The 20,167-nt window shown below is 59.6% G+C and carries 16 protein-coding genes and 2 pseudogenes; 9 read left to right on the forward strand and 9 right to left on the reverse strand.

Annotated elements, in window-relative coordinates; translation table 11 throughout:
- Positions 1-595: 595 nt before the first annotated feature.
- The 8 genes and pseudogenes from queD (at position 596) to codA (ending at position 6,398) form a co-directional block, all read left to right on the forward strand.
- Positions 596-952: a 6-carboxytetrahydropterin synthase QueD gene (gene queD / locus AC4PS7_RS28990; RefSeq protein ID WP_003190259.1), complete on the forward strand. Its 357-nt coding sequence runs from the start codon at positions 596-598 to the stop codon at positions 950-952.
- Between the two features lie 127 nt (positions 953-1,079).
- Positions 1,080-1,454 (forward strand): hypothetical protein, encoded by a 375-nt coding sequence (locus tag AC4PS7_RS28995; protein WP_021492045.1) that lies wholly within the window; start codon positions 1,080-1,082, stop codon positions 1,452-1,454.
- Entirely contained in the window at positions 1,451-1,648 is a 198-nt protein-coding gene (locus tag AC4PS7_RS29000) for a helix-turn-helix transcriptional regulator (RefSeq protein WP_010211493.1), read from the forward strand. The genes AC4PS7_RS28995 and AC4PS7_RS29000 overlap by 4 nt, the downstream gene beginning before the upstream one ends.
- Before the next feature lie 25 nt (positions 1,649-1,673).
- A pseudogene (locus tag AC4PS7_RS29005) lies at positions 1,674-1,847 on the forward strand (N-acetyltransferase); the annotation flags it as partial.
- Between the two features lie 3 nt (positions 1,848-1,850).
- On the forward strand, positions 1,851-2,474 hold the full coding sequence (locus tag AC4PS7_RS29010; RefSeq protein WP_010211495.1) for an NUDIX hydrolase: 624 nt from the start codon (positions 1,851-1,853) through the stop codon (positions 2,472-2,474).
- 191 nt (positions 2,475-2,665) lie between these two features.
- Positions 2,666-3,934 carry a cytosine permease gene (gene codB, locus AC4PS7_RS29015; protein WP_042570996.1) on the forward strand — a complete coding sequence of 423 codons (1,269 nt, stop codon included), beginning with the start codon at positions 2,666-2,668 and terminating at the stop codon, positions 3,932-3,934.
- Positions 3,931-5,135, forward strand: a pseudogene (locus tag AC4PS7_RS29020) (PucR family transcriptional regulator). The gene codB and the pseudogene AC4PS7_RS29020 overlap by 4 nt, the downstream one beginning before the upstream one ends.
- Before the next feature lie 27 nt (positions 5,136-5,162).
- Complete coding sequence (gene codA, locus AC4PS7_RS29025) at positions 5,163-6,398, forward strand: cytosine deaminase (RefSeq protein ID WP_010211502.1); 1,236 nt, start codon at positions 5,163-5,165, stop codon at positions 6,396-6,398.
- Positions 6,399-6,406: 8 nt separating this feature from the next.
- Here codA and AC4PS7_RS29030 read toward each other — a convergent pair whose 3' ends face one another.
- From AC4PS7_RS29030 to AC4PS7_RS29050, 5 genes are all read right to left on the reverse strand, one after another.
- Positions 6,407-8,557, reverse strand: coding sequence for a lipase family protein (locus AC4PS7_RS29030; RefSeq protein ID WP_069672723.1), 2,151 nt, complete (start codon positions 8,555-8,557; stop codon positions 6,407-6,409).
- A gap of 14 nt (positions 8,558-8,571) precedes the next feature.
- Positions 8,572-9,348, reverse strand: coding sequence for a hypothetical protein (locus AC4PS7_RS29035; protein WP_044286952.1), 777 nt, complete (start codon positions 9,346-9,348; stop codon positions 8,572-8,574).
- A complete protein-coding gene (locus tag AC4PS7_RS29040) occupies positions 9,341-10,177 on the reverse strand; it encodes a DUF4123 domain-containing protein (protein WP_021492050.1) in 837 nt (278 codons plus the stop codon). Before AC4PS7_RS29040 ends, AC4PS7_RS29035 begins: the two co-directional genes overlap by 8 nt.
- A complete protein-coding gene (gene tssI, locus AC4PS7_RS29045; RefSeq protein ID WP_021492051.1) occupies positions 10,177-12,195 on the reverse strand; it encodes a type VI secretion system tip protein TssI/VgrG in 2,019 nt (672 codons plus the stop codon). Before tssI ends, AC4PS7_RS29040 begins: the two co-directional genes overlap by 1 nt.
- A 305-nt stretch (positions 12,196-12,500) precedes the next feature.
- Complete coding sequence (locus AC4PS7_RS29050; protein ID WP_021492052.1) at positions 12,501-13,475, reverse strand: diaminopimelate epimerase; 975 nt, start codon at positions 13,473-13,475, stop codon at positions 12,501-12,503.
- Between the two features lie 474 nt (positions 13,476-13,949).
- Here AC4PS7_RS29050 and AC4PS7_RS29055 point away from each other — a divergent pair, with 474 nt between their 5' ends.
- Positions 13,950-15,101 (forward strand): MFS transporter, encoded by a 1,152-nt coding sequence (locus AC4PS7_RS29055; protein WP_021492053.1) that lies wholly within the window; start codon positions 13,950-13,952, stop codon positions 15,099-15,101.
- A gap of 58 nt (positions 15,102-15,159) precedes the next feature.
- Here the strand turns inward: AC4PS7_RS29055 and AC4PS7_RS29060 are convergent, their stop codons facing one another.
- The 4 genes from AC4PS7_RS29060 to AC4PS7_RS29075 form a co-directional block, all read right to left on the reverse strand.
- Positions 15,160-16,071: a hypothetical protein gene (locus AC4PS7_RS29060; RefSeq protein WP_080662772.1), complete on the reverse strand. Its 912-nt coding sequence runs from the start codon at positions 16,069-16,071 to the stop codon at positions 15,160-15,162.
- Between the two features lie 494 nt (positions 16,072-16,565).
- Complete coding sequence (locus AC4PS7_RS29065) at positions 16,566-16,766, reverse strand: zinc finger domain-containing protein (RefSeq protein WP_420820064.1); 201 nt, start codon at positions 16,764-16,766, stop codon at positions 16,566-16,568.
- Positions 16,723-17,532 carry a hypothetical protein gene (locus tag AC4PS7_RS29070; protein ID WP_137206149.1) on the reverse strand — a complete coding sequence of 270 codons (810 nt, stop codon included), beginning with the start codon at positions 17,530-17,532 and terminating at the stop codon, positions 16,723-16,725. The genes AC4PS7_RS29065 and AC4PS7_RS29070 overlap by 44 nt, the downstream gene beginning before the upstream one ends.
- Before the next feature lie 224 nt (positions 17,533-17,756).
- Positions 17,757-20,162: a TonB-dependent siderophore receptor gene (locus AC4PS7_RS29075; RefSeq protein ID WP_010211521.1), complete on the reverse strand. Its 2,406-nt coding sequence runs from the start codon at positions 20,160-20,162 to the stop codon at positions 17,757-17,759.
- Positions 20,163-20,167 lie beyond the last annotated feature (5 nt).

Below are 20,167 nucleotides of genomic sequence, written 5' to 3' on the forward strand. Positions count from 1 at the left end.
CATCCAGGTCGGCTGTCAGGCCGCCTTCGCAGGCAAGCCAGCTCCCACATTTGGAGTGCGGGGGGAATAGTTAGATTGTGGTCGTCTGTCGGGCCGCCTTCGCAGGCTAGCCAGCTCCCACATTTGGAGTGCGGGGTAGCAGTTAGATTGTGGTCGTCTGTCGGGCCGCCTTCGCAGGCAAGCCAGCTCCCACATTTGGAGTGCGGGGGAATAGTTAGATTGTGGTCGGCTGTCAGGCCATCTTCGCAGGCAAGCCAGCTCCCACATTTGGAGTGCGGGGTAGCAGTTAGATTGTGATCGTCTGTCGGGCCGCCTTCGCAGGCTAGCCAGCTCCCACATTTGGAGTGCGGGGTAGCAGTTAGATTGTGGTCGGCTGTCAGGCCGCCTTCGCAGGCAAGCCAGCTCCCACATTTTGGATCGCGGGATAACAGGTAGATAGCGACCGGCTGTCAGGCCTCCATCGGTAGCAAGCTCCCTCGCCACCTGCAATCTACATTTTGCCCCAAGCCGCGCCCTACAGAGGGACGGTATGCGCAGCGACGGATCAAGCTGTTAAACTCGCCGCCTGCCAGACACCGACCGAGCTGAAAACACTGTGGAAATCTTCAAGGAATTTACATTCGAATCCGCACACCGCCTGCCCCACGTACCGGAAGGCCATAAATGCGGGCGCCTGCATGGGCATTCGTTCAAGGTGGCGATCCACCTGAGCGGCGACCTGGATCCCCATACCGGCTGGATTCGCGACTTCTCGGAGATCAAGGCGATTTTCAAGCCGCTTTATGAACGCCTCGACCACAACTACCTCAACGACATCCCTGGCCTGGAAAACCCGACCAGCGAAGTGCTCGCCAAGTGGATCTGGAATGAGTTGAAACCTCTGCTGCCTGAGCTCAGTGCGATTCGCATCCACGAGACCTGCACCAGCGGCTGCATCTATCGCGGCGAGTAATCGACTGCGTCCATAAAAACCACCTTCGGGTGGTTTTTTTGCGCCTGGCATTTATCCATGTAAAGCGACCTTGACACCTCAATGGCCCGCACTTAATGTAAAGCACCCTTTACTTACGGAGATGGCTATGTCGGTCAAACGCTTCTTGGTGGAATTCGCGGTGACAATGCTGGCGTATATGCTGTGCGTGGTGGTTTCCAGCGCCTACATGTCGTCCATGCCCAACGGCGCCGCCCGAGTTGCCCTGGCTTTGCTGCCGGTCATTCCGATGATCGCGATGGCAATTGCGATCATCCGCCGGCTCAACGCCATGGATGAAATGGGCCGCAAGATCCAGTTGGACGCACTGGCCGTGGCCTTTGTGTGCACGGCCCTGACGACCTTCAGTTACGGCTTCCTGGAAACCGCTGGCTTCCCACGGTTGTCGGCCTTTATGGTGTGGCCGATCATGGGCGGCGTCTGGTGCGTCGCCACGATCATCGGCACAAGGCGCTACCAATGAACAACCTGATGCGCCAGTTGCGCTCGGGACTGGGTTGGTCCCAGGCCGACCTCGCCGAACGCCTGGGTGTGTCACGCCAAACCGTCAACGCCATCGAGACCGGCCGCTACGATCCGAGCTTGCCCTTGGCGTTCAAGATCGCCAAGGTGTTCGAACGGCCTATCGAAGACATCTTCGAAGCGCCGGCAGACTGATCGACTGTCCAGAGGAGCCCGCTGCAATTTTGCCGAACACCAGGCGCTGGATGCCGGCTTCGCGGCCATTCGTCTATACACCAACGCAGCCATGCACGAGAACATCACGCTGTACACCCGTCGTGGCTGTATCGAGACCCACCGGGCCGAAAAACATGGCCTGCGGCGGGTGTACATGACCAAGAAACTCCGGGAGTAACCCATGGAAAACACCTGGCTGGCCCAGGCCAAACGCTTGCAGGCGTTGGCGTCCACAGGGCTGCACTTTTGTACCGATGATTTCGAGCGCGAGCGCCTGGAAGAAATTGCCGAGATTGCCCACAGCATGCTCGCGCAGCTGGGCAATGTGCCCTTGGAGCGCATCACCGGGCTGGTCACGGATTTTGCCCAACGCTACTCGACGCCGATGATCGACGTGCGCGGGGCGGTCATCCAAGACGATCGAATTCTGTTGGTACGGGAGTTGACCGATGGCTGCTGGGCGTTGCCGGGAGGTTATGCGGATATCGGTTTGTCGGCGGCGGAAAATATCGTCAAGGAGATTCGCGAGGAAGCCGGGCTGACGGTGACGGCGCGCGCCCTATACAGCGTGACGCACAAGGCCAAGGGCTTGTATCGGCCGGATGTGCGCGACTTCTATAAGCTGTACTTCCTCTGTGAACCGGTAGATCAGTCGGCTCCGATGGCAGGGTTCGAGACCACCGAAGTGGGCTTTTTCCGGCTAAATGACCTGCCGCCACTGTCTCGCGGGCGCACCATCGAAAGTGATCTGGAGGCTGCATTTGCCTTCCACCGTGGCGAGATCACCCAGACGCTGTTCGACTGATCCAATTTGTATCACGGCTGCACCGCTTTCGTGCCCGATTGGGCACGCCGAACACTCTTTCCCGCGCTCCTCCCCGTTTTGGCTATAAATACTGTGCACAGTGCACAAACCCTACCGTGCGTGTGTCACTGCTGCCCGATGTGGCACGCGCGGTGCAATAGGCCTGCGTCACTCATTCAGGAGCAAGGCACATGACGCAGCAAGAACCGGGCAACGATTACCCCCTCAGCGAAGTCCCGATGCATGCGCGCAAGGGCCTGGCGTCTACTGCCATGGTGCTGCTGGGCTTTACCTTTTTCACCGCGACCATGTTTGCCGGCGGCAAGCTGGGAGTGGCGTTCAGCTTTACCGACATGCTCGGCGTCGTGGCCCTGGGTAACCTGCTGCTGGGTATCTACGCCGCAGGCCTGGGTTACATCGCCTTCAAGAGTGGGCTGAATTCGGTGCTGATGGGACGCTTCTGCTTCGGCGAAATGGGCAGCAAGCTCAGCGACTTGATCCTCGGCTTCACCCAGATCGGCTGGTACGCCTGGGGCACCGCCACTGCCGCCGTGGTGCTGGGCAAATATTTCGAGCTGGGCCAGGGCAGCGTACTGGCGTTTATGGTGCTGTTCGGCCTGGTGTTCTGCGCCACGGCCTACGTTGGTTATCGCGGGCTGGAAATCCTGTCCTACATCGCGGTACCGGCCATGGGCATCCTGCTGTTTCTGTCGATGTGGGTCGCCACGGTCAAAGTCGGCGGGCTGGATGGGCTGCTGGCGGTGGTGCCGAGCGGTGAGCTGGACCTGTCCACCGCGATCACCCTGGTGTTCGGCACCTTTGTCAGCGGCGCGACCCAGGCCACCAACTGGACGCGTTTTTCGCGCTCGGCCAAAGTGGCGGTACTGGCGAGCCTGATCGGCTTCTTCATCGGCAATGGATTGATGGTGCTGATTGGCGCCTACGGTGCCATCGTCTATCAGCAACCGGACGTGGTTGAAGTGTTGCTGCTGCAAGGCTTTGCCATGGCGGCGATGGCCATGTTGCTGCTCAATATCTGGAGCACCCAGGACAACACGATCTACAACTTCGCTGTGGCCGGCTGCAACCTGTTGCGCACCAAACGCCGCAAGACAGTCACCCTGGCCGGCGCCGTGATCGGCACCCTGCTGGCGTTGCTCGGCATGTACGACATGCTGGTGCCTTACCTGATTCTGCTGGGCACGGTGATCCCACCGATTGGTGGGGTGATCATGGCGGACTTCTTCTATCGCTATCGCGGCCGCTACCCGCGCCTGGCGGATGCGCGCCTGCCGGCATTCAACTGGCCGGGGCTGGCGGCCTATGGCGTTGGCACCGTGCTGGCGTTCAATTCGCCCTGGGTCGCGCCGTTGGTGGGTATCGTTGCAGCGTCGCTGACCTACATCGTGCTCACCGCCGTCCTACGCGTGCGTGCGCCTCTGGCTGATGCCCAGGCATGAGCTTGACCATTGCCGATGTATTGGCGCTGCCGGGCCTGGAATCCATGCGCCTGCGCGCTGGCGAGACCGGGTTGGATAACGGTGTGCGCTGGCCCTATGTGGCGGAAAACAGCGGGATTGCGGAATGGGTGCTCGGTGGCGAGCTCGTGTTCGTCACCGGGATCAATCACCCGCGCGACGAAACCAACCTGTTGCAATTGCTTGAGGAAGCCTGCGAGCGTCAAGTGGCTGGCTTGGTAGTGCTGACCGGGCCTGCGTATATCCAGGCGATTCCCCAGCGTTTACTCGATGCCGCCGAAGCCGCCGGCATGCCGTTGATCGAACAGCCCTACTCGCTGAAAATGGTGCTGGTAACCCAGGCCATTGGTTCGGCGCTGATCCAGTCCGAACAACTGGGGCGCTCGCGGCATGATGTGCTTGAGCGCTTGCTGACCGGCGACTACCAATCCCTGGAACTGTTGCTGCACCGGGCCACGCAATTGGGCATGCCATTGGCCGGGTATTGGCAAGTGGTGCAACTGCAGTTGGAAGGCAACGAGTTGCTGTTTGCCCAGGGTGATGCGGCTTCGGTGGAAGCGCAACTGGCGCGACAACACGACGTATCAGCCGTCGACTGCGGCAATTCTCGGCCGGTTTGCCGGTGCAGGGACGAGCCGGCCAATGGACAGTCCTGCTGCCCGCGCCGGATGCCGTGGCGGCGTTGACCAACCGCCAACAGCTAGCCCATTGGCTTAATCCGCTGAATCTACGCTTGGCGCCGCTCAAACTGTTTATCGGCCTCAGCGCCGCAGCGCACCCACCGGCACACCTGGCCCAGGCGCAGGATGAAGCCCGCCAGGCACTGGCGGCTGCGCGGCGCTTCAGTGAGCGTGCCGGGCTGTGCGTGTACGACGAATTGGGCGTGCTCAAGCTGCTCAGCGGCGTGCGTGATCGCGCCCTCCTCGATCAATTCCTGAATGAACGCCTCGGCCCATTGCTGCGCCACGACTTGCACCATGGCCCCAACCTGATGCCCACCCTGGAAGCCTGGTTCCATGAGAATGGTAACCTTGTGGCCGCCGCCCAGCGGCTGGCCGTGCACCGCAATACATTAACGCACCGTGTCCAGCGCATCGAAGCCCTGTGCGGGCTGACGCTGGATAACGCTTATGATCGCCTGGACATCGGTATAGCGCTGATGATCTGGCGACTGTCTGCCTGATTGTTTTTAGCCAAGAGGAACTTGCCCATGCACATCATCAACGCCCGCCTGCGCAACCGTGAAGGCCTGCATGATCTGCACCTGGAACATGGCCGGATCGCCAGCATCACGCCACAAACGACAGCGCCCGTACTGGCATCTGGTGACCTGGACGCTGCGGGCAACCTGGTGATTCCACCCTTCGTTGAACCGCATATCCACCTGGACGCCACCCTGACGGCCGGCGAGCCCCGCTGGAACATGAGCGGCACCCTGTTCGAAGGCATCGAGTGCTGGGGCGAGCGCAAAGCCACCATCACCCAGGAAGACACCAAGACCCGCGCCAAGAAGACGATCCAGGCCCTCGCCGCCCACGGTATCCAACATGTGCGTACCCACGTCGACGTCACCGATCCGGACCTCACCGCGCTCAAGGCGATGCTGCAAGTGCGCGAAGAGAGCAAGCACCTGATCGACCTGCAAATCGTCGCCTTCCCCCAGGAAGGCATCGAGTCGTACCGCAACGGCCGCGAACTGATGGAAGAAGCCATCCGCCTGGGGGCCGACGTCATCGGCGGTATCCCTCACTTTGAATACACCCGCGACCAGGGCGTGAGTTCGGTGAAGTTCCTGATGGACCTGGCCGAACGTACCGGCTGCCTGGTGGACGTGCACTGCGACGAAACCGACGACCCCCATTCACGTTTTCTCGAAGTGCTGGCCGAAGAAGCCCGCAGCCGCGATATGGGTGCCCGCGTCACCGCCAGCCACACCACGGCCATGGGCTCCTACGACAATGCCTACTGCGCCAAACTCTTCCGCCTGCTGGGGCATTCGGGGATCAGCTTCGTCTCTTGCCCCACCGAAAGTATCCACCTGCAAGGCCGCTTCGACAGCTTCCCGAAACGCCGTGGCGTCACCCGGGTCAATGAACTGCTGGAGGCCGGCATGAACGTGTGTTTCGGCCAGGATTCCATCGTCGACCCTTGGTACCCCTTGGGCAACGGCAACATCCTGCGGGTGCTGGAGGCCGGTTTGCATATCTGCCACATGCTCGGCTACCGCAACCTGCAAAGCGCCCTCGACCTGGTGACCGACAACAGTGCCAAGGCCATGGCCCTGGGTGACCGCTACGGTCTGGAACCCGGACGCCCCGCCAACCTGTTGATCCTTTCGGCGGACAGCGACTATGAGGTCATCCGCAGTCAGGGCTTGCCGCTGTACTCGATCCGCAACGGCAAAGTGCTGATGCGGCGTCAGCCGGCGCAGGTTGAGTTTGTGTAAAACCGGGTTCAGACAATTGAGTCGATATCCAGCGTTTGCGCCCTCCCCCATGCGTGAAGCTGCGCGGGGGGGATGCTGGCGACTTGCGACGGCTCACGGTTTTCACGGTGGCTGAACCAGCGCTTGAGGCTGGGTTGCACGTTGGCGCTATGGGCTTGACTGCCGTAGACATCACGGGCTTCCAGGCGGCGCCAGCGCAGAGTCGCAAGGCGCTCACGGCTGGTGTGCAAGCGGTCGATCTCGCTATTCAGGGCTTCGTTGTGTTCATAGCCTCGGTCGTTGGCAGACCTTAGGCGGGCCAGTTCCCGGCGCTTGTTGCGCAGTTGTTGGCGCATGGTCTCCAGGGCCAGGTCGAGCAGCTCGAACTCGCTTGGCGTGACCAGTGGGCCGTTGCTTTCCTGGGTTTGCTGCCAGCGACGTAGCGTTGCCCACGCCGCCGGAATGTAGCTGGCAGTCATGAAGTGCTGGTTGGCCTGGAACAGCTGTCTCAGCAGGTTATCCCGCTCGGGCATGTCGCCACGCAGTTGCAAGGTTCGGTTGCAACCGGCCTCTTGGATGGATTCACAACCGGGTTTCCACAACACCGAAGACTGTGTGCCATCCGGCAGCATGATCGGCATGAAATGGTGCTGTTCGCCGTGGTGTTGGTAAGGGTTTGCGCCAAAACGCACCAACCCGGCGGCGAACAGCAGGCCGCCCGGTGCAGGGGCGCTGAACAGTGTGACGGCGCCTGGGATCCAGAGTTTGGCGGTGGTGTTCATCCAAGGGGCCGGGACGCTGGGGACGGGATCGTTGTGGTTGACGATACGGTGGTGGACCAGGGTTGAAGCACCTTGGGTGAATTCAGAGTCGGCGGCGCGGGGGGCGCCGTAGGTGTAGAGGAGGATGTTGTAGTTGCACTCCGGAGCCCTGCGCAGACCTTCTGCGAGGAGTAAAGCGATTGCGCCGCCCAGGCTGTGGCCGCAGATGATAATTCGTTGGCCGGTATGGAATTGGTCGAGGTAGTGCAATACGAAATCGCGCACTGCCCGGTAAGCCTGATAAAAACCTTGGTGGGCCTTGCCGACTCCTTCCGTGTAAGGGACCTGATGAGCGTTTGCATCTCGCATTCCGTCGGCACCACTGGCGGTACCACGCACCGCGATCAGGATTACTTCATCGTGATGGGTAATAAACGCCTGAGTATCCGTACCAAGCGCTTCATCATCGAAAAAGTGCACATTCGCTGGATGTTCCTGCTTTTCCTGCAACTCCGGTTGGTTTTGTGGGTATAGCTCTGGATCGAAGGGCAAAATCTCAAAACGCTGGGAGTAAGGGACCTCTTCGTAAAGGGGGTAAAAACGGTCGACTTGTTCTGCATCAAATCGCCAAGCCTCATGGGAACCCGAAAGCTCTTCGGCAAATAGATGCCCGATGCTGGGATCAAGGGGAAAGCGAACGTGGTCGTGGGGCTTTTCAGGTGGCACTTGGCCGAAGTTGCAATAACTCAAGGTGGCCATCAATGCCAACTGATAAAGGTTCAAGGCGCAGAAACCGTCGTCGGTTGAAAGCATCGGGCGAAAGGCCCTGAGTGGTCGAACTTCCAGAGCGGTGTGGTTGTTGGGAAACAACACGACTCCTACCAAGTTCGATTGAGGTGGTCCAAATCCCAGCTCACCCATCATGTTCAACGCGTGTCGCAGGGGTTGATGACTCCGCTGCGCAACCGGTGGCAAATGGGCGACATGGCGGACCAAATCACGCACTTCCACTTGATAGAACCGGTTGGCCTTGTGCTGAGCAGGATTACTGTCGAGGCGCTGGCCATCAGAGGCGGCAAACCGAGTCTGTTCAGCCCGAACTTGAAGCTCGGTGATAGGAAGTTTGTAGGTGGGGCGCAACATCAGTTGTAGATAGGGGGGCTCTGTTCCTGAATACAGATCGTCGAGAACAAGTACCACAGGCCCACAGAAAATATTGTCTAGCTTGGCAAACCCTTCTCCATTCAGCCTGCCTTTGTACTCCTGCCCTGCACTATCGTGGACGGTGTATGGCAGTCCACCGTACGCCGCCCCCACGCCCAGTTCGTCGACCAGGCAAAAGCTCACCCAATGCCCGCGCAGTGAACAGGCTGGCTTGCTATCACTGAAAAAAGATTGCTTCCATGCATCCTGCTTCATGACCTTGCTCCTTGTTATTGACACGATGGATAAACATCACAAACGCGACCATCCGGCATTTTTATCGGTTTAAAGTCGGAGGTGTTGCCGTTACAAAACGCATAAAGGTCTTCAAAGCTTTTACCTTTACAACGCTTCCAGCCACCCGGAACGACCACCCAGTTATCACCAACAGCCGGTTCTTCCTTGTCCGTGACCGTCAGCACCAGCCTGAGCGTTTTCCCCGCTAACTGATCACGTTGAGCAGCACCACCGGCCAGGGACTCCTGCAACGGCCCTATTGCATTATTCGAACGACATTGCAGAAGTTTCCTGATCGCATGAAACGGCCCCACCGTCCTGAAGCGCCACTGACATTGCCCAATCAGTTCCTGCACACCTGACTCGGGCATGCCAGGTTGATCATTCCAGCGATCTCGAATGGCGATGCCTGCACGATCGCCTCCCACATCCGTATCTCGCTTACCCCACTTCGCATACATATCAAAATCGACACTTCGCAAAACCGTAGGGCAACCTTCAATCACCTCACTCAACGGCAGTTCAACACTCACGCGTTCGGCCACAGGCTTGTAACGTGCAATAAAAATCTTCCGCTCCGGCCTCTTGCCCCGACGCCTTGGCAGCGTGCAGGTTTCCCCGGTCGCAGGCCCGTAGTTGGCTCCCCCGATGAAGCGGAACTCCGCCGGCAGATCCACCTCCAGCGTAAAGTGGTCAACCGGCTTGCCCGCACAGCCTGTCAGCGTCAGCATCCCCACCACAACCCACGCACCAAGCCTTCGCCTATTCATCCTTTCCCTCCATTGATCGCCACTGCTCCACCACCCGTTCAAAATGATCACCTGGCGCTTCCCCAACCAGCGGTTGCCACCGAATGAGACTGTTGCGTGTGGCCTCCTCCAACCGTCGCACCACCAGAAACTCCAATTGTTCCGGCCCTCTCCATTGCCAGACACGCGCCAGCTCCAAGACTTGGCCCAGCCAGATTCTCGGGTCCTGGAATTCCACCAAAGCGACCAGTTCTTCGCTGTGTACAGCCAACAGGTAACGCAGAATATTGGCGTGCAGGATGGCTTCGGCGTTCGGGTTGGGCGTGTTCAGCCAAGGAACCGGGTCAGGCAGCGGATACTCGCCGACAGCCGGGTTGTCAGCCGTGCGCCAGCGGTCTTCGTGCCAGTAGCACACGCTGATCAAGGGGCCAAGAAAGACCGGCCAGTGGTCCGCACCCAGATAGTCCAGCGCACGTGCCAGGGTACGGTTGTCGTGAAAGCGGTACAGCGATTGCTCGCCCTCCGGCCCCGTCAGCAAACGGTCGCGCCAGTGCCGAGTCACCCCAGTCAGGTCCTTGCACGGTAAACTGCCCAGCCAGCCCCAGTTATTCTCAGGCTGTTGCAAGAGGTCTCGTAATGCAGGCTCGCTCATCTGCTTCAACAGCAAGATCACGGGGCCCTCCCTCATGAGATCCGCCAGCGCAGTCTCGGCATAGAGGCTGCGGTAGTCTGACAAACTGCGCACCGCCAGCAGTGGCTGATGCGCGGCATTCTGCCCATCGAGGATCAGGCACAGGCTTCGCCCTGCCTGCTGCTGTTGGTTTATCCATTGACTTGGCGAGTTCTGCATCAGGCCGCCCTCCCTGGCAGATCACACAGGCCTTCGCGACAATGCTCACACACCGGGCAATAGTCCGCTCCCAGTTGCCTGGCCAAGTTCATGATCGTGCCTTGTACCTTGGAGACCTCAGGCATACCGGCCACCCTGAAAGCGCCCGCCAATTGGGTAACAGACGCCGAACCGCCCAGCGCGATGGGACGACTGCTGAAAATGCCACCCGCCTGGATGACCAGATGCTCTCCACCCGCCTTGAGGCTCAGTTCTGCCCCGGCATCAATCACCAGGCTGGCACCCGATTTAAGGTGGAGCTGCTGCCCTGCCTCAATGACCAACGTCTGTGCCACGTGGGTCCGGCTATCGCCATGCACATCAAGGTAGTCGCTCGCCTTGAGCAGCACTTTGCGGTCGCCGGTGACCTGACGATGCTCTTCGCTTTTCAAGTGAGTCGTGCTGATCCCGTGGATGACTTCTTGCCGTTCCCCTGCGACCTCCAGCCGACTGTCATGGCCGATCCGTTGCTCCAGGTCCCGCTGCGCACGCAGGTAGACAAGTTCCTCGCCCCGACGATCTTCCAGGTACAGCTCGTTGGAGCCTTCGCCGCCAAGGGAACTGCTGCTGCGCAAAACGCTGCGAGTCTTGTGCAGTGGCAAGGGATAGGTCGGCCGATGCAATGCATTCGGCAGGCAGCCGTTGATCAGGGGGCGGTCGGGATCCCCGTCCAGGAAGGTCACCAGCACTTCCATGCCCACACGCGGGATCATCGTTGCACCGAACCCGTCACCGGCCCATCCGGACGCCACCCGCAACCAACAACTGCTTTTATCATCCGCCTCGTCCAGGCGGTCCCAGTGAAAGCGCACCTTCACTCGGCCATACACATCGCAATGCACGTCCTCACCGGCGGGCCCGGTCACGGTTGCGGTCTGGCTGCCATTGATGGTCGGCTTGGTATGCCTGAGAGAGGGTCGATGCACGGCCTGCCAGGGTGTTGCGGTAAAACGATTGCGATAGCCCTGGAATACGTCGGTTGCCGGCGTCGCTTCCTCCAGCACCTGGGGTTGATAACCCTCATGACGCACCGACGTGATCAGCCACAGGTCGTTGCAGGAGGGGTCGGGATGATCGCGTATCTCAAGGAAGTGCCCACTGCGCAGCACTGGCTGATCACTCTTGCCCAATGCCCGATACCGGTCGCGCTGGTGAAGCTCCAGACTCCGCCGTGCCAACTGCTTGCCACGGGTATGAGCGGTGAATCCTGCGGGATACTGATAGTCCTCAAGTGGGAGTGTCGACGCGGCCCCCGCGCTGTCGTGCAGGTGCACGGAAGGATGTTCGAAGTCGTAATCACGACGCACCGTCTTCTGGCTGCGGATGCCCAGGCGCACGTCGAAACGCTGGATAACCGGCGTATCGGCGTGCGGCCCGCCAGGAGCGCTATAGCATTGCACGGGCAAACGCGGGAACACCGTTTGGTCATCGCCAAATACCAGCAGGTGGGCGTCCACGCTGTGACGGAAATGATAGTGAATGCCCTCCTCTTCACATAGCCGCTGGATGAAGTGAAGATCACTCTCAGCGTACTGAACACAGAACGTACGCGGCGGATAAACCACGGGGCCAAGTTCGAAGGCGTAAGCATCCGCCAGGATGCCATGCTGCTCAAGGACCTCGGCGATGATCTGGGGCACGCTGCGCTGCTGGAAAATCCTCTGGTCGCGTCGGTGCGCAAGGTAAGCCAGGCGGGGCGCCAGGGTCAGGTGATAGCGCGTGGTGCGCCGACCTGGGTCATCCCGGCCAATGGCGTAGACCTGCCCATGCAAACCGTCGTCCGCTTCGCCGAAAGCCAGGTAGGCGGGTTGGTGGAGCAGCGCTTCCAGATCAAGGGAAGGGTTTTCGCTGACCACCTGTATGTGAATGAAAAACGGTTGATCGAGGACTTCACTGCCTTTGAATGCCAGGACTTGCAAGTCGATATCTACATGTGGAAGAACCAGATTGAAACGTGACGAAACAAACGCGTTAACCATCCGTTGTTACCCGCCGTTAATAAATGAACACCCGGAGACAGGCCCTCTCGCTACACAGAGAATTAGTTATCGAGAAAAGGCGCTGGAACGTCTCAAAGCTTAGTCATTTCGGGGAGGAATCGACCGTTTTCAAATAAAAAAGAAGTTTCGTACAACTAAGCTGGAAGTGTCTTTTACACAATAATAAAACGAGCCAGCGTGCCATTTCTTAATAACAAGAAATGCCCTACACCGACTTACATCGGCATGACTAACTGACATAGAAATGGCTGACACCGGTTAACAGTGTCAGCCGTTAAACAACTTCATTCTTGCAACTGCGCAGTGCCGAACAGACTGACGCTCAGCAACGTTTCGGCCTGGGTGTGCAAGCGAACTGGCGCAATGCCACCCGGCATCACCACTGCAACCTCACCACTCTCCACCCAGCCCGCCCGCCAAGCGGCACAAGCCACCGCACTGGCGCTGGTTCCGGAAGACGCGGTGGGCCCCTCCCCCCGTTCGAACACGCGCGCGATGATTCGATTGCCGGGCTGGCGCGCCGCCCATTGCAAGTTGACCCCTGCCGGACAGGGCCGACCACCACCCGCCGGGGGAGCAAACGCAATGGTCTTCAAGGGCTCGTACAGTGCGGGTTGCTGCATCTGAGTGTTGTCCGGCAATGCCGACACCTGCTCGACCAGTGTCACGCAATGGGGGTTGCCCACCCGCACAAATTGGCTGGCCGCCCACTGAGGGTTGATCGCCGCCAACTCGCTCACATGACTCAGTTCAGTTTCATCCACCTCCATCTGCGCCCCCACCACCTCAGGCCCGAAACCAGGTACCCCCAACTCAAGCCAGAACCCCGCAACCTGTTCACGGATTGCCGGTTCAACCCATGTCGATACGGGTGATACCGCGTCCGATTTGTCGTGGTGCACCCTCAACTCACAGGCCCCGCTTAGCAGGCCCTGGTCAGTGAGTGCCTGGGCAAAAATCGTCAGGCCATTGCCACTGCGCTCGGCCAAGGAACCGTCGGTGTTGACAATCATCAAGTCAAAGGGCGGCTCGGCCTGGAACGGCCCGACCAGCAAGCCATCGCAGCGATGAGTCTTGGCACCGGCTGGACGTGGCAGCGAGCCCCAACTGCATTCAGAGGCGATGGCCGCCGACGTCCAGTTGCTGCGAGTACGCGCAGCCAGCTCAGCGCTCTCGGGTACAGCAATGCCCGCGTCTCTCAACGAGGCCGGGCTGACCACGCCATAGATATTGCCGCGGGCGTCGTAGAACAGGGTCATGGGGTCGTCCACCTGTGCATGCGCTGAAGAAGGGGCAGATTGTGTGGGATCTCGACGCTGCACACCATCCTGCAAGCACTACACGTTCAATCCCCTGAACGGACGTTTTCATCAGGCCGAAGTCCGCGCGCCGTCGCCATGGTCTTTTGCGACAGTGTGCGCCGAGGAGGTTGAAGTCAGCGTCGATAGGCAAACGCCTGCCTGATAGGGTTTCGGAGGCGGCCTGGAAGGTGGTAATCCGCCGCGAGGGCCCAGGGGTTCAAAAGCCCCCACGGGGATTACGCACCTTCCAGACCGCCTCGTACACACTCGATACCGTTTGTGTGGCGACGAACCCTCCTGACGTTCCGGGTTTGTAAAAATAAAATTCACGACCACGACTTCCCCCAGGGAACCCGGCTCGCGCACCACGACATGATGTGCAAGGATGTCACGCCGGACATCGTTCGTAGAACGCAAAACCAAGGATTTTTCATGACTGCCATTCCCACCTCAGCGCCCGTGGTTCCCGGGCGGTTAGAGCAAATGTCGACCCGTATCGCTTTCTTCATTGCTGGCTTCGGCATCGCAGCCTGGGCGCCGCTGGTGCCCTATGCCAAGGCCCGTGCCGATCTGAGCGAAGGCACCCTGGGCCTGCTGCTGTTGTGCCTGGGCGTCGGTTCGATCATCGCCATGCCCGCCGCCGGTGCGTTGGCGTCGCGCTTTGGCTGCCGACGCGTGCTGAGTGCCGGAACGATCATGATCTGCCTGGCGTTGCCAACGCTGGCGACGGTCAGTTCGATTCCGCTATTGATGGCGGGGTTGTTCCTGTTTGGCGCTGGCCTCGGCACCGTGGATTCTACGGTCAACCTGCAGGCGGTGATCGTCGAGCGAGCCAGCGGCAAGACCATGATGTCGGGCTTTCACGGGCTGTTCAGCCTGGGCGGGATTGTCGGTGCAGCGGGCGTTTCGGGGCTGCTGGGGCTGGGACTGTCGCCATTGCAGGCGACGCTGGTGGTGATTGTGATCACGCTGGCGGCGCTGCTCAAGGCTGCACCGCATTTGCTGCCTTACGGCAGTGAGAGTTCCGGTCCGGCGTTTGCCGTGCCCCACGGCGTGGTGCTGTTCATCGGTTGCCTGTGCTTTGTCGTGTTCCTGGCCGAAGGTGCGGTGCTCGACTGGAGTGCGGTGTTCCTCAGTGCCGAGCGCGGCCTGGACGAAGCCTATGCTGGCCTGGGTTACGCAGCCTTTGCCTTGACCATGACGGCCGGGCGCTTGACCGGTGATGCCATCGTGCGCCGGCTGGGGGCTACCCGGGTGATCGTGGCCGGTGGCGCACTGGCTGCGGCCGGTACATTCCTCGCCACATTGTCCCCGGCCTGGGAAGTGGCGTTGTTGGGTTATGCGCTTGTAGGCGCCGGGTGCTCCAATATCGTCCCGGTACTCTATACCGCTGTGGGCAAACAGAACGTCATGCCAGAGCACATTGCCGTGCCGGCCATTACCACCTTGGGCTATGCGGGGATTTTGGCAGGGCCTGCCGTGATCGGGTTCATCGCCCATGGCAGCAGCCTGGCCACTGCCTTTCTGTTAATTGGAGGGTTGCTTGCGGCGGTGGCGGTCAGTGGAAAAATCCTGCGCGTCTGAACACAGGGCGGCATCGCCGGCTTGATGCTTTCAAGCCGCTGATGCGCGCCTGCCTACGTTATTTCCCCTTCTCTTCCTTGTCGTTCTCCAGCCAGCGGTCAATGCTGTAGTTCTTCAACCAGCCATCATCGTTATGACTGCCAAAGAGGTTGTAGCCATTGGCTTTATAACTGTCCAGAGAGGCCATCAAACCCGGCCGCTCCATCAGGTTCTTGGCCAGGTATACCTGTTGTTCGCTGTACATTTTCAACGGAAACCCGGTGCGCACATCCCGTAAAGGCTCGCCGTTCTTATCCGTCTGGTTCGGATCCTTACTGATCTCGATGAGTGTGTCTTTTTTGACGTACCGATGTTTTTCGAAAAAGAATGAGCGGTCTTCCGACTTATCCCGCAAGTCATCAAACATGCCTCTGAATGCCTGGACGACCTGAGCGTCGGTTTTCGCATGGAACGGATCCGCGCTTTGCGTGTTGGGGTTCGTATTGCCGATCTCTGAGTCACCAGCCCTGGTCAAACTGTCATGCGTGATTTCACCGCCCTTCGCAATTATCGCTTCGTTCAGTCGGGGTCGGTTGAGTATCTCTCGCGCCAACATGATGGTGCGTTCCGAGACTTTGCTGCTGCTGGGTTCCTCTTTGGCGATCTCCTGTAAAGAACCCTGGGTCAGCCGGCCATCTTTCTTGAAAGCGTCCAGCAATGACAGGTTGTTCTTCAAGTCGGTCGCCAGCAGATGGTCGTCGGAACTGACGAAGGGGTTGCCAACTTTCGTCATGCCTCCGTACAGATTCTGGCCGTCGAAGTGCCGGTCGGCGCCGTTCGCGAAACGGGTGTTGATTGGCTGCGCGGCCGGCAGCGGCTTACCCAATGCGCGGGCATCGACCTCATAGCGAGACTGACCACTCCCCGTTGGCCCTGGTGCGTTGGACCCAGCCGTTTGCGTATAGCTCGGATTATTGACACGACCAATCATGATTCACCTCCACCCTAATCTAGATTCCGTAGCCTGGGCCTTGATTGCCTGATCCTCGAAAGGGCCTCGAAATCAAGATGGCACAAGCAGCGATTGAGTGGCCCGCAGGAAACAACGGTTCCGAAGAAGCTCGTCCAAAACGCTGGATAGACCCTGGGGAATCTTAAGCGCTTGTAACCAGCTCACCTGCCGCGCATCCATGCGTTGGAAAATCCTGCCGTGTAAAACGGCATTACTCAGCGGCGGGACAACTTGTTCCAAAGACTCGCTAACAGGGAAGTCACAGCGCTGGGCGCCGACTCCTCCGTGAACACCCGAGAACCTTTGTCAAAGTCTTCGGCGGTGGGCGCCTTGAAGCTGAACCTCGGCGAGGATGTGAGGTTGAGACCCTGCGGCTCTCGTGGATTTTTTGCCTCCTGTGTCAGTGCCGCCAAATTCGAGGGGTTGTACTGGGAGTGACGGGGTTCAAATGATGTCGAGTTCATGGTCCAGACCTAATCCGGTAGATGAAGGCCCCCAGCGGCACTCAATGGCCGCTGGATATTTTCTTTGTGGTAGATCTTCGCAATCAGTTCCATGTGATTGGGGTGCAGGGTTACGTCAAGCGCTTGCCGCCCCCTGCCGCCTAGCGCACGGCAGGGAGCCCCAGGTCTAACCCAGCAATGTGTACAATTCCTGGCGAGAAATCCTGCCATCGCGCTGCCAGCTGTAAATATTATCCATCGCTGATCTCAGATCAGAACGTGCCATGACCTCCCGCGAAAGCTGGATGAGATGGTCGTTGTAGGGATTGCCGGACAACGGTTGCGTTGCACGTGCATTGAGCTCCCTGAGCTTAATCGTGCTGCTGAAGTACCCGCCCTTCAGCGCATTGAAATTATTCAGCATGTCTTGAACGATTTGCTTGTCGTCACTCAGTTTCAACGGATTGTCCGAACGAACAAAACTGGTGATATCGTCCCTGGACAAGCGGCCATCCAACGCACCGGTGCTGCCGTTGCGATCGAGCGATTGCAGCAACCCGGGACGCCGCAGCACCTCGTTCGCCAATCGAATATTCGGGTCCTTGTAAGGGTTGCCAGTCAACGGCTGCTTGGCCACTTTCTGCAGACTTTGTTCCGTGACATAACGTGAAGGCCAGCGCCCTTTGAACGCGCCATAATTATTCAAAAGGCCTTGTGCCAATTGCTCGTTACTTTGTTTCGAGTAATAGGGGTCTGGCAACGAGGGGTTCGGACGTGGTGGCGGGCCGGGATTCGGGCGTAAGTTTTCCGGCAATGGACGCGGCGGCGGGCCACCGAATACCGGGCCGGCGTGATTGGACTGCGCAGTGAAATTGACGCCTACCGTAAGCTGGACACTTGATGCGGCAGCAGATCGCTCGGCACCGGGCTTAGCATCTCCGAGGGAGGCGTTATCGAGGGAAGGAGCGACGCTCTGATTGTATGCTGATACCGACATTCCAGTTCTCCAGTTCGGTGTATTCAGGTGCCTGACTTTGAGTCGTCAAGGAAGCCAGCAAAGGCAGGCATCTTCTGTGTGGCAGAACAGTAGGAACCGGTTCCTGAGACCGCTGAAAGTTTCCAGAATCGAAGTAGGAAGAGCATCTGATCGAGTGAGAGACAAGACGGTCTGTCGGCAGGCAGCGCCGCTCGACCTGAGCAGGAAGAGCGGCAATGTGTCGATCAGAACCCGACGCTGGCCTGTACGAAGAACGTGCGGGGCTCCCCCAGGTACATCCCGGAGTTGTTGTCGCTGGAGCGGGTGTAGTGCTGCTGGTCGAAGACGTTCTTCACGCCCACGCCCAGTTTCAAGTTGGACAACTGCTCGCCAAAGTCGTAACCGCTGCGCACGTTGACTGAGACATAGCCCGGGATATCACCGTACTGACCGTCAGCCGTGCCTTGAGTGATGTAGGTACTGGTCGTGCCGGGGGCGCGCTGGCCGGACTGGGCGTACACATCCAGGTTGTGGGTCCAGCGGTTGACGTCATAGCGCAGGCCCAGTGTGGCGACCTCACGGGAGTACAGCGGCAGGTCGCGCCCCTTGAACGGTACGTCGCCTTCCGAGGTGGCCTTGGTGTAGGTGAAGCCGGCATTGGCGGTCAGGCCGTCCAGGCGTGGGTCCAGGTTCGACAAGTCGTAATGGGCCGACGCTTCGATGCCGGTGTGCTTGGTCGCGCCGAGGTTGGTCCAGCCCACGTCGTTGCTGACGTATTGCAGCTCATCCGAGAAGTCGATGTAGAAGAACGTCAGCTCACCGCCCCACACATTGTCGTTATAGCGCGTCCCCACTTCGTAGGTCTTGGCCTTTTCCGGGTTCAGACCATTGGCCGTCTGGTCGCCGGTGCCGCCCTGACCCAGTTGGAAGTATTGCAGGCTGCCAAACGAGGTCTCGTAGTTGGCGAAGAGTTTCCAGGCGTCGGATACGTGGTACATCACGCTCAAGGCCGGCAGCGGTTCGTTGTTGTGGACTTCGCGGCGTTTTTCCTGGGTACGGGTGCCATTCAATGCAACCACCGGGCGATCGTGCCATTCGGTACGGATGTCCTCGAAGCGGATGCCCGGCGTGATGGTCCACTTGCCGATATCAACCTTGTTGTCGATATAGAACGCGTTGGCCTCGGTGCCCCCCGTACGGTCCTGATACACGTGACCGTCGCTCTGCCCACCCGGCGTCGGCACATTGTTGACCAGGTTCAGGCTGGTGGCCTGCTCATGCATGCCTTCCTTGAGGTAGCGATAGCCCACACTGACTTCCTGGGTACTCGGGCCCACATCGAACACATGGGACACCCGCGGCTCGATGCCAAAGGTGTAGTAGGTGCGCGGGTAAGAGCCAATCGTCCTGAGGTCGCGGTTGGCGATGTTGCTGCCGCGGAAACTGTCGGAATAGTAAGTCAGCACTTCGGCCTGGGTACGGTCATCGATCTGGCGGATGTACTTGAAGGACACGTCCTTGCGGCGTCCGCTGAAGTTGTCCCAATCACGCACCGATTGGTACGGGTTGGCATCGAATTGCTTCTGGGTCAGGCCGCCGGGCATATCGGCGCTGGCGTCGTAGTAGTGGAAGTTCAGCGAGAAGTCGTCTTGATCGGTCGGTGCCCAGTGCGTCTTGAAGATGACGTCGTCGATGTCGTTGGCGTTATTGCTGTTGCGGTAACCGTTGCCATTGACCCCGGAGTACAGCAAAGCGGCGCCGATGCCGTTGTCGGCGGTACCGCCGATAAAGGCGTTTTCCACGTGCTTCCAGCCGCCGTGGGCAGAGGTTTGCAGGGTGGTGCCGACTTCACCGGAGAATTTCTCGGGGATGGCACGGGTCACGAAGTTGATCACGCCACCGACGTTTTGTGGCCCATAACGCACGGAGCCAGCACCGCGCACCACGTCGATGCTGTCCAGGTTGCCGGCGGAAATCGGTGCCATCGACAGTTGTGGTTGGCCGTAGGGTGCGAACGCAGCCGGCACACCGTCGATCAGCACGGTGGAGCGTGGCGACAGCCGTGACGTCAAGCCACGTACGCCGACGTTGAGGGAAATATCGCTGCCGCCGGTGCCATTCGATTCCTGCACCTGTACACCTGGCACACGACGCAGCACGTCGCCGACGTTCATTGCGCCCTGCTCCACCATGGTTTCGCGGCGGATCACGGTGCGCGCGCCAGCATGGTTCTGCACCACTTCAGCGTTGGCATCGCCGAGCCAGTCGCCGACCACCTTGATATCAGTGGCACCCAGCTCCAGGGGCGAGCCGGCTTCACCCGTGCCGCTGTTCAGCGGGCGCAGGGTCACGGAACCGGCGTCGATCTGGTAGTCCAGGCCGCTGCCTTGCAGCAATTGGCGCAGGGCTTGTTCAGGGGAAAGGTTGCCGTCTACCGCCGGCGCCTGCTTGCCCGCGACCAGATCGGGGCTGAAGAACACTTGCAGGGAAGTTTGCTGGCCCAGTTGGCTCAGCGCCGCGCCCAGGGGCTGGGCCTGGATATGAATGGCGTCGGCGGCGTAGGCCGCAGGGAGCGTGGCACTGACTGCGAGCGCCAGGACGAGCGGTGCCCAGCGGGAAGTTTTATTGTTGTGGATGGCGAGTTTTTTCACGTCGA

It is taken from the genome of Pseudomonas sp. DW-iso3, from assembly GCF_058725305.1.

Bases quoted from the DNA above. Each gene is read 5' to 3' on its own strand.
- AC4PS7_RS29040 (WP_021492050.1), bottom strand. From the start codon at position 10,177: ATGCAGAACTCGCCAAGTCAATGGATAAACCAACAGCAGCAGGCAGGG.
- AC4PS7_RS29035 (WP_044286952.1), bottom strand. From the start codon at position 9,348: ATGAATAGGCGAAGGCTTGGTGCGTGGGTTGTGGTGGGGATGCTGACG.
- AC4PS7_RS29050 (WP_021492052.1), bottom strand. From the start codon at position 13,475: ATGACCCTGTTCTACGACGCCCGCGGCAATATCTATGGCGTGGTCAGC.
- tssI (WP_021492051.1), bottom strand. From the start codon at position 12,195: ATGGTTAACGCGTTTGTTTCGTCACGTTTCAATCTGGTTCTTCCACAT.
- codA (WP_010211502.1), top strand. From the start codon at position 5,163: ATGCACATCATCAACGCCCGCCTGCGCAACCGTGAAGGCCTGCATGAT.
- AC4PS7_RS29010 (WP_010211495.1), top strand. From the start codon at position 1,851: ATGGAAAACACCTGGCTGGCCCAGGCCAAACGCTTGCAGGCGTTGGCG.
- AC4PS7_RS29030 (WP_069672723.1), bottom strand. From the start codon at position 8,557: ATGAAGCAGGATGCATGGAAGCAATCTTTTTTCAGTGATAGCAAGCCA.
- codB (WP_042570996.1), top strand. From the start codon at position 2,666: ATGACGCAGCAAGAACCGGGCAACGATTACCCCCTCAGCGAAGTCCCG.
- AC4PS7_RS29055 (WP_021492053.1), top strand. From the start codon at position 13,950: ATGACTGCCATTCCCACCTCAGCGCCCGTGGTTCCCGGGCGGTTAGAG.
- AC4PS7_RS29060 (WP_080662772.1), bottom strand. From the start codon at position 16,071: ATGATTGGTCGTGTCAATAATCCGAGCTATACGCAAACGGCTGGGTCC.
- AC4PS7_RS29065 (WP_420820064.1), bottom strand. From the start codon at position 16,766: ATGGCAGGATTTCTCGCCAGGAATTGTACACATTGCTGGGTTAGACCT.
- AC4PS7_RS29000 (WP_010211493.1), top strand. From the start codon at position 1,451: ATGAACAACCTGATGCGCCAGTTGCGCTCGGGACTGGGTTGGTCCCAG.
- AC4PS7_RS28995 (WP_021492045.1), top strand. From the start codon at position 1,080: ATGTCGGTCAAACGCTTCTTGGTGGAATTCGCGGTGACAATGCTGGCG.
- AC4PS7_RS29070 (WP_137206149.1), bottom strand. From the start codon at position 17,532: ATGTCGGTATCAGCATACAATCAGAGCGTCGCTCCTTCCCTCGATAAC.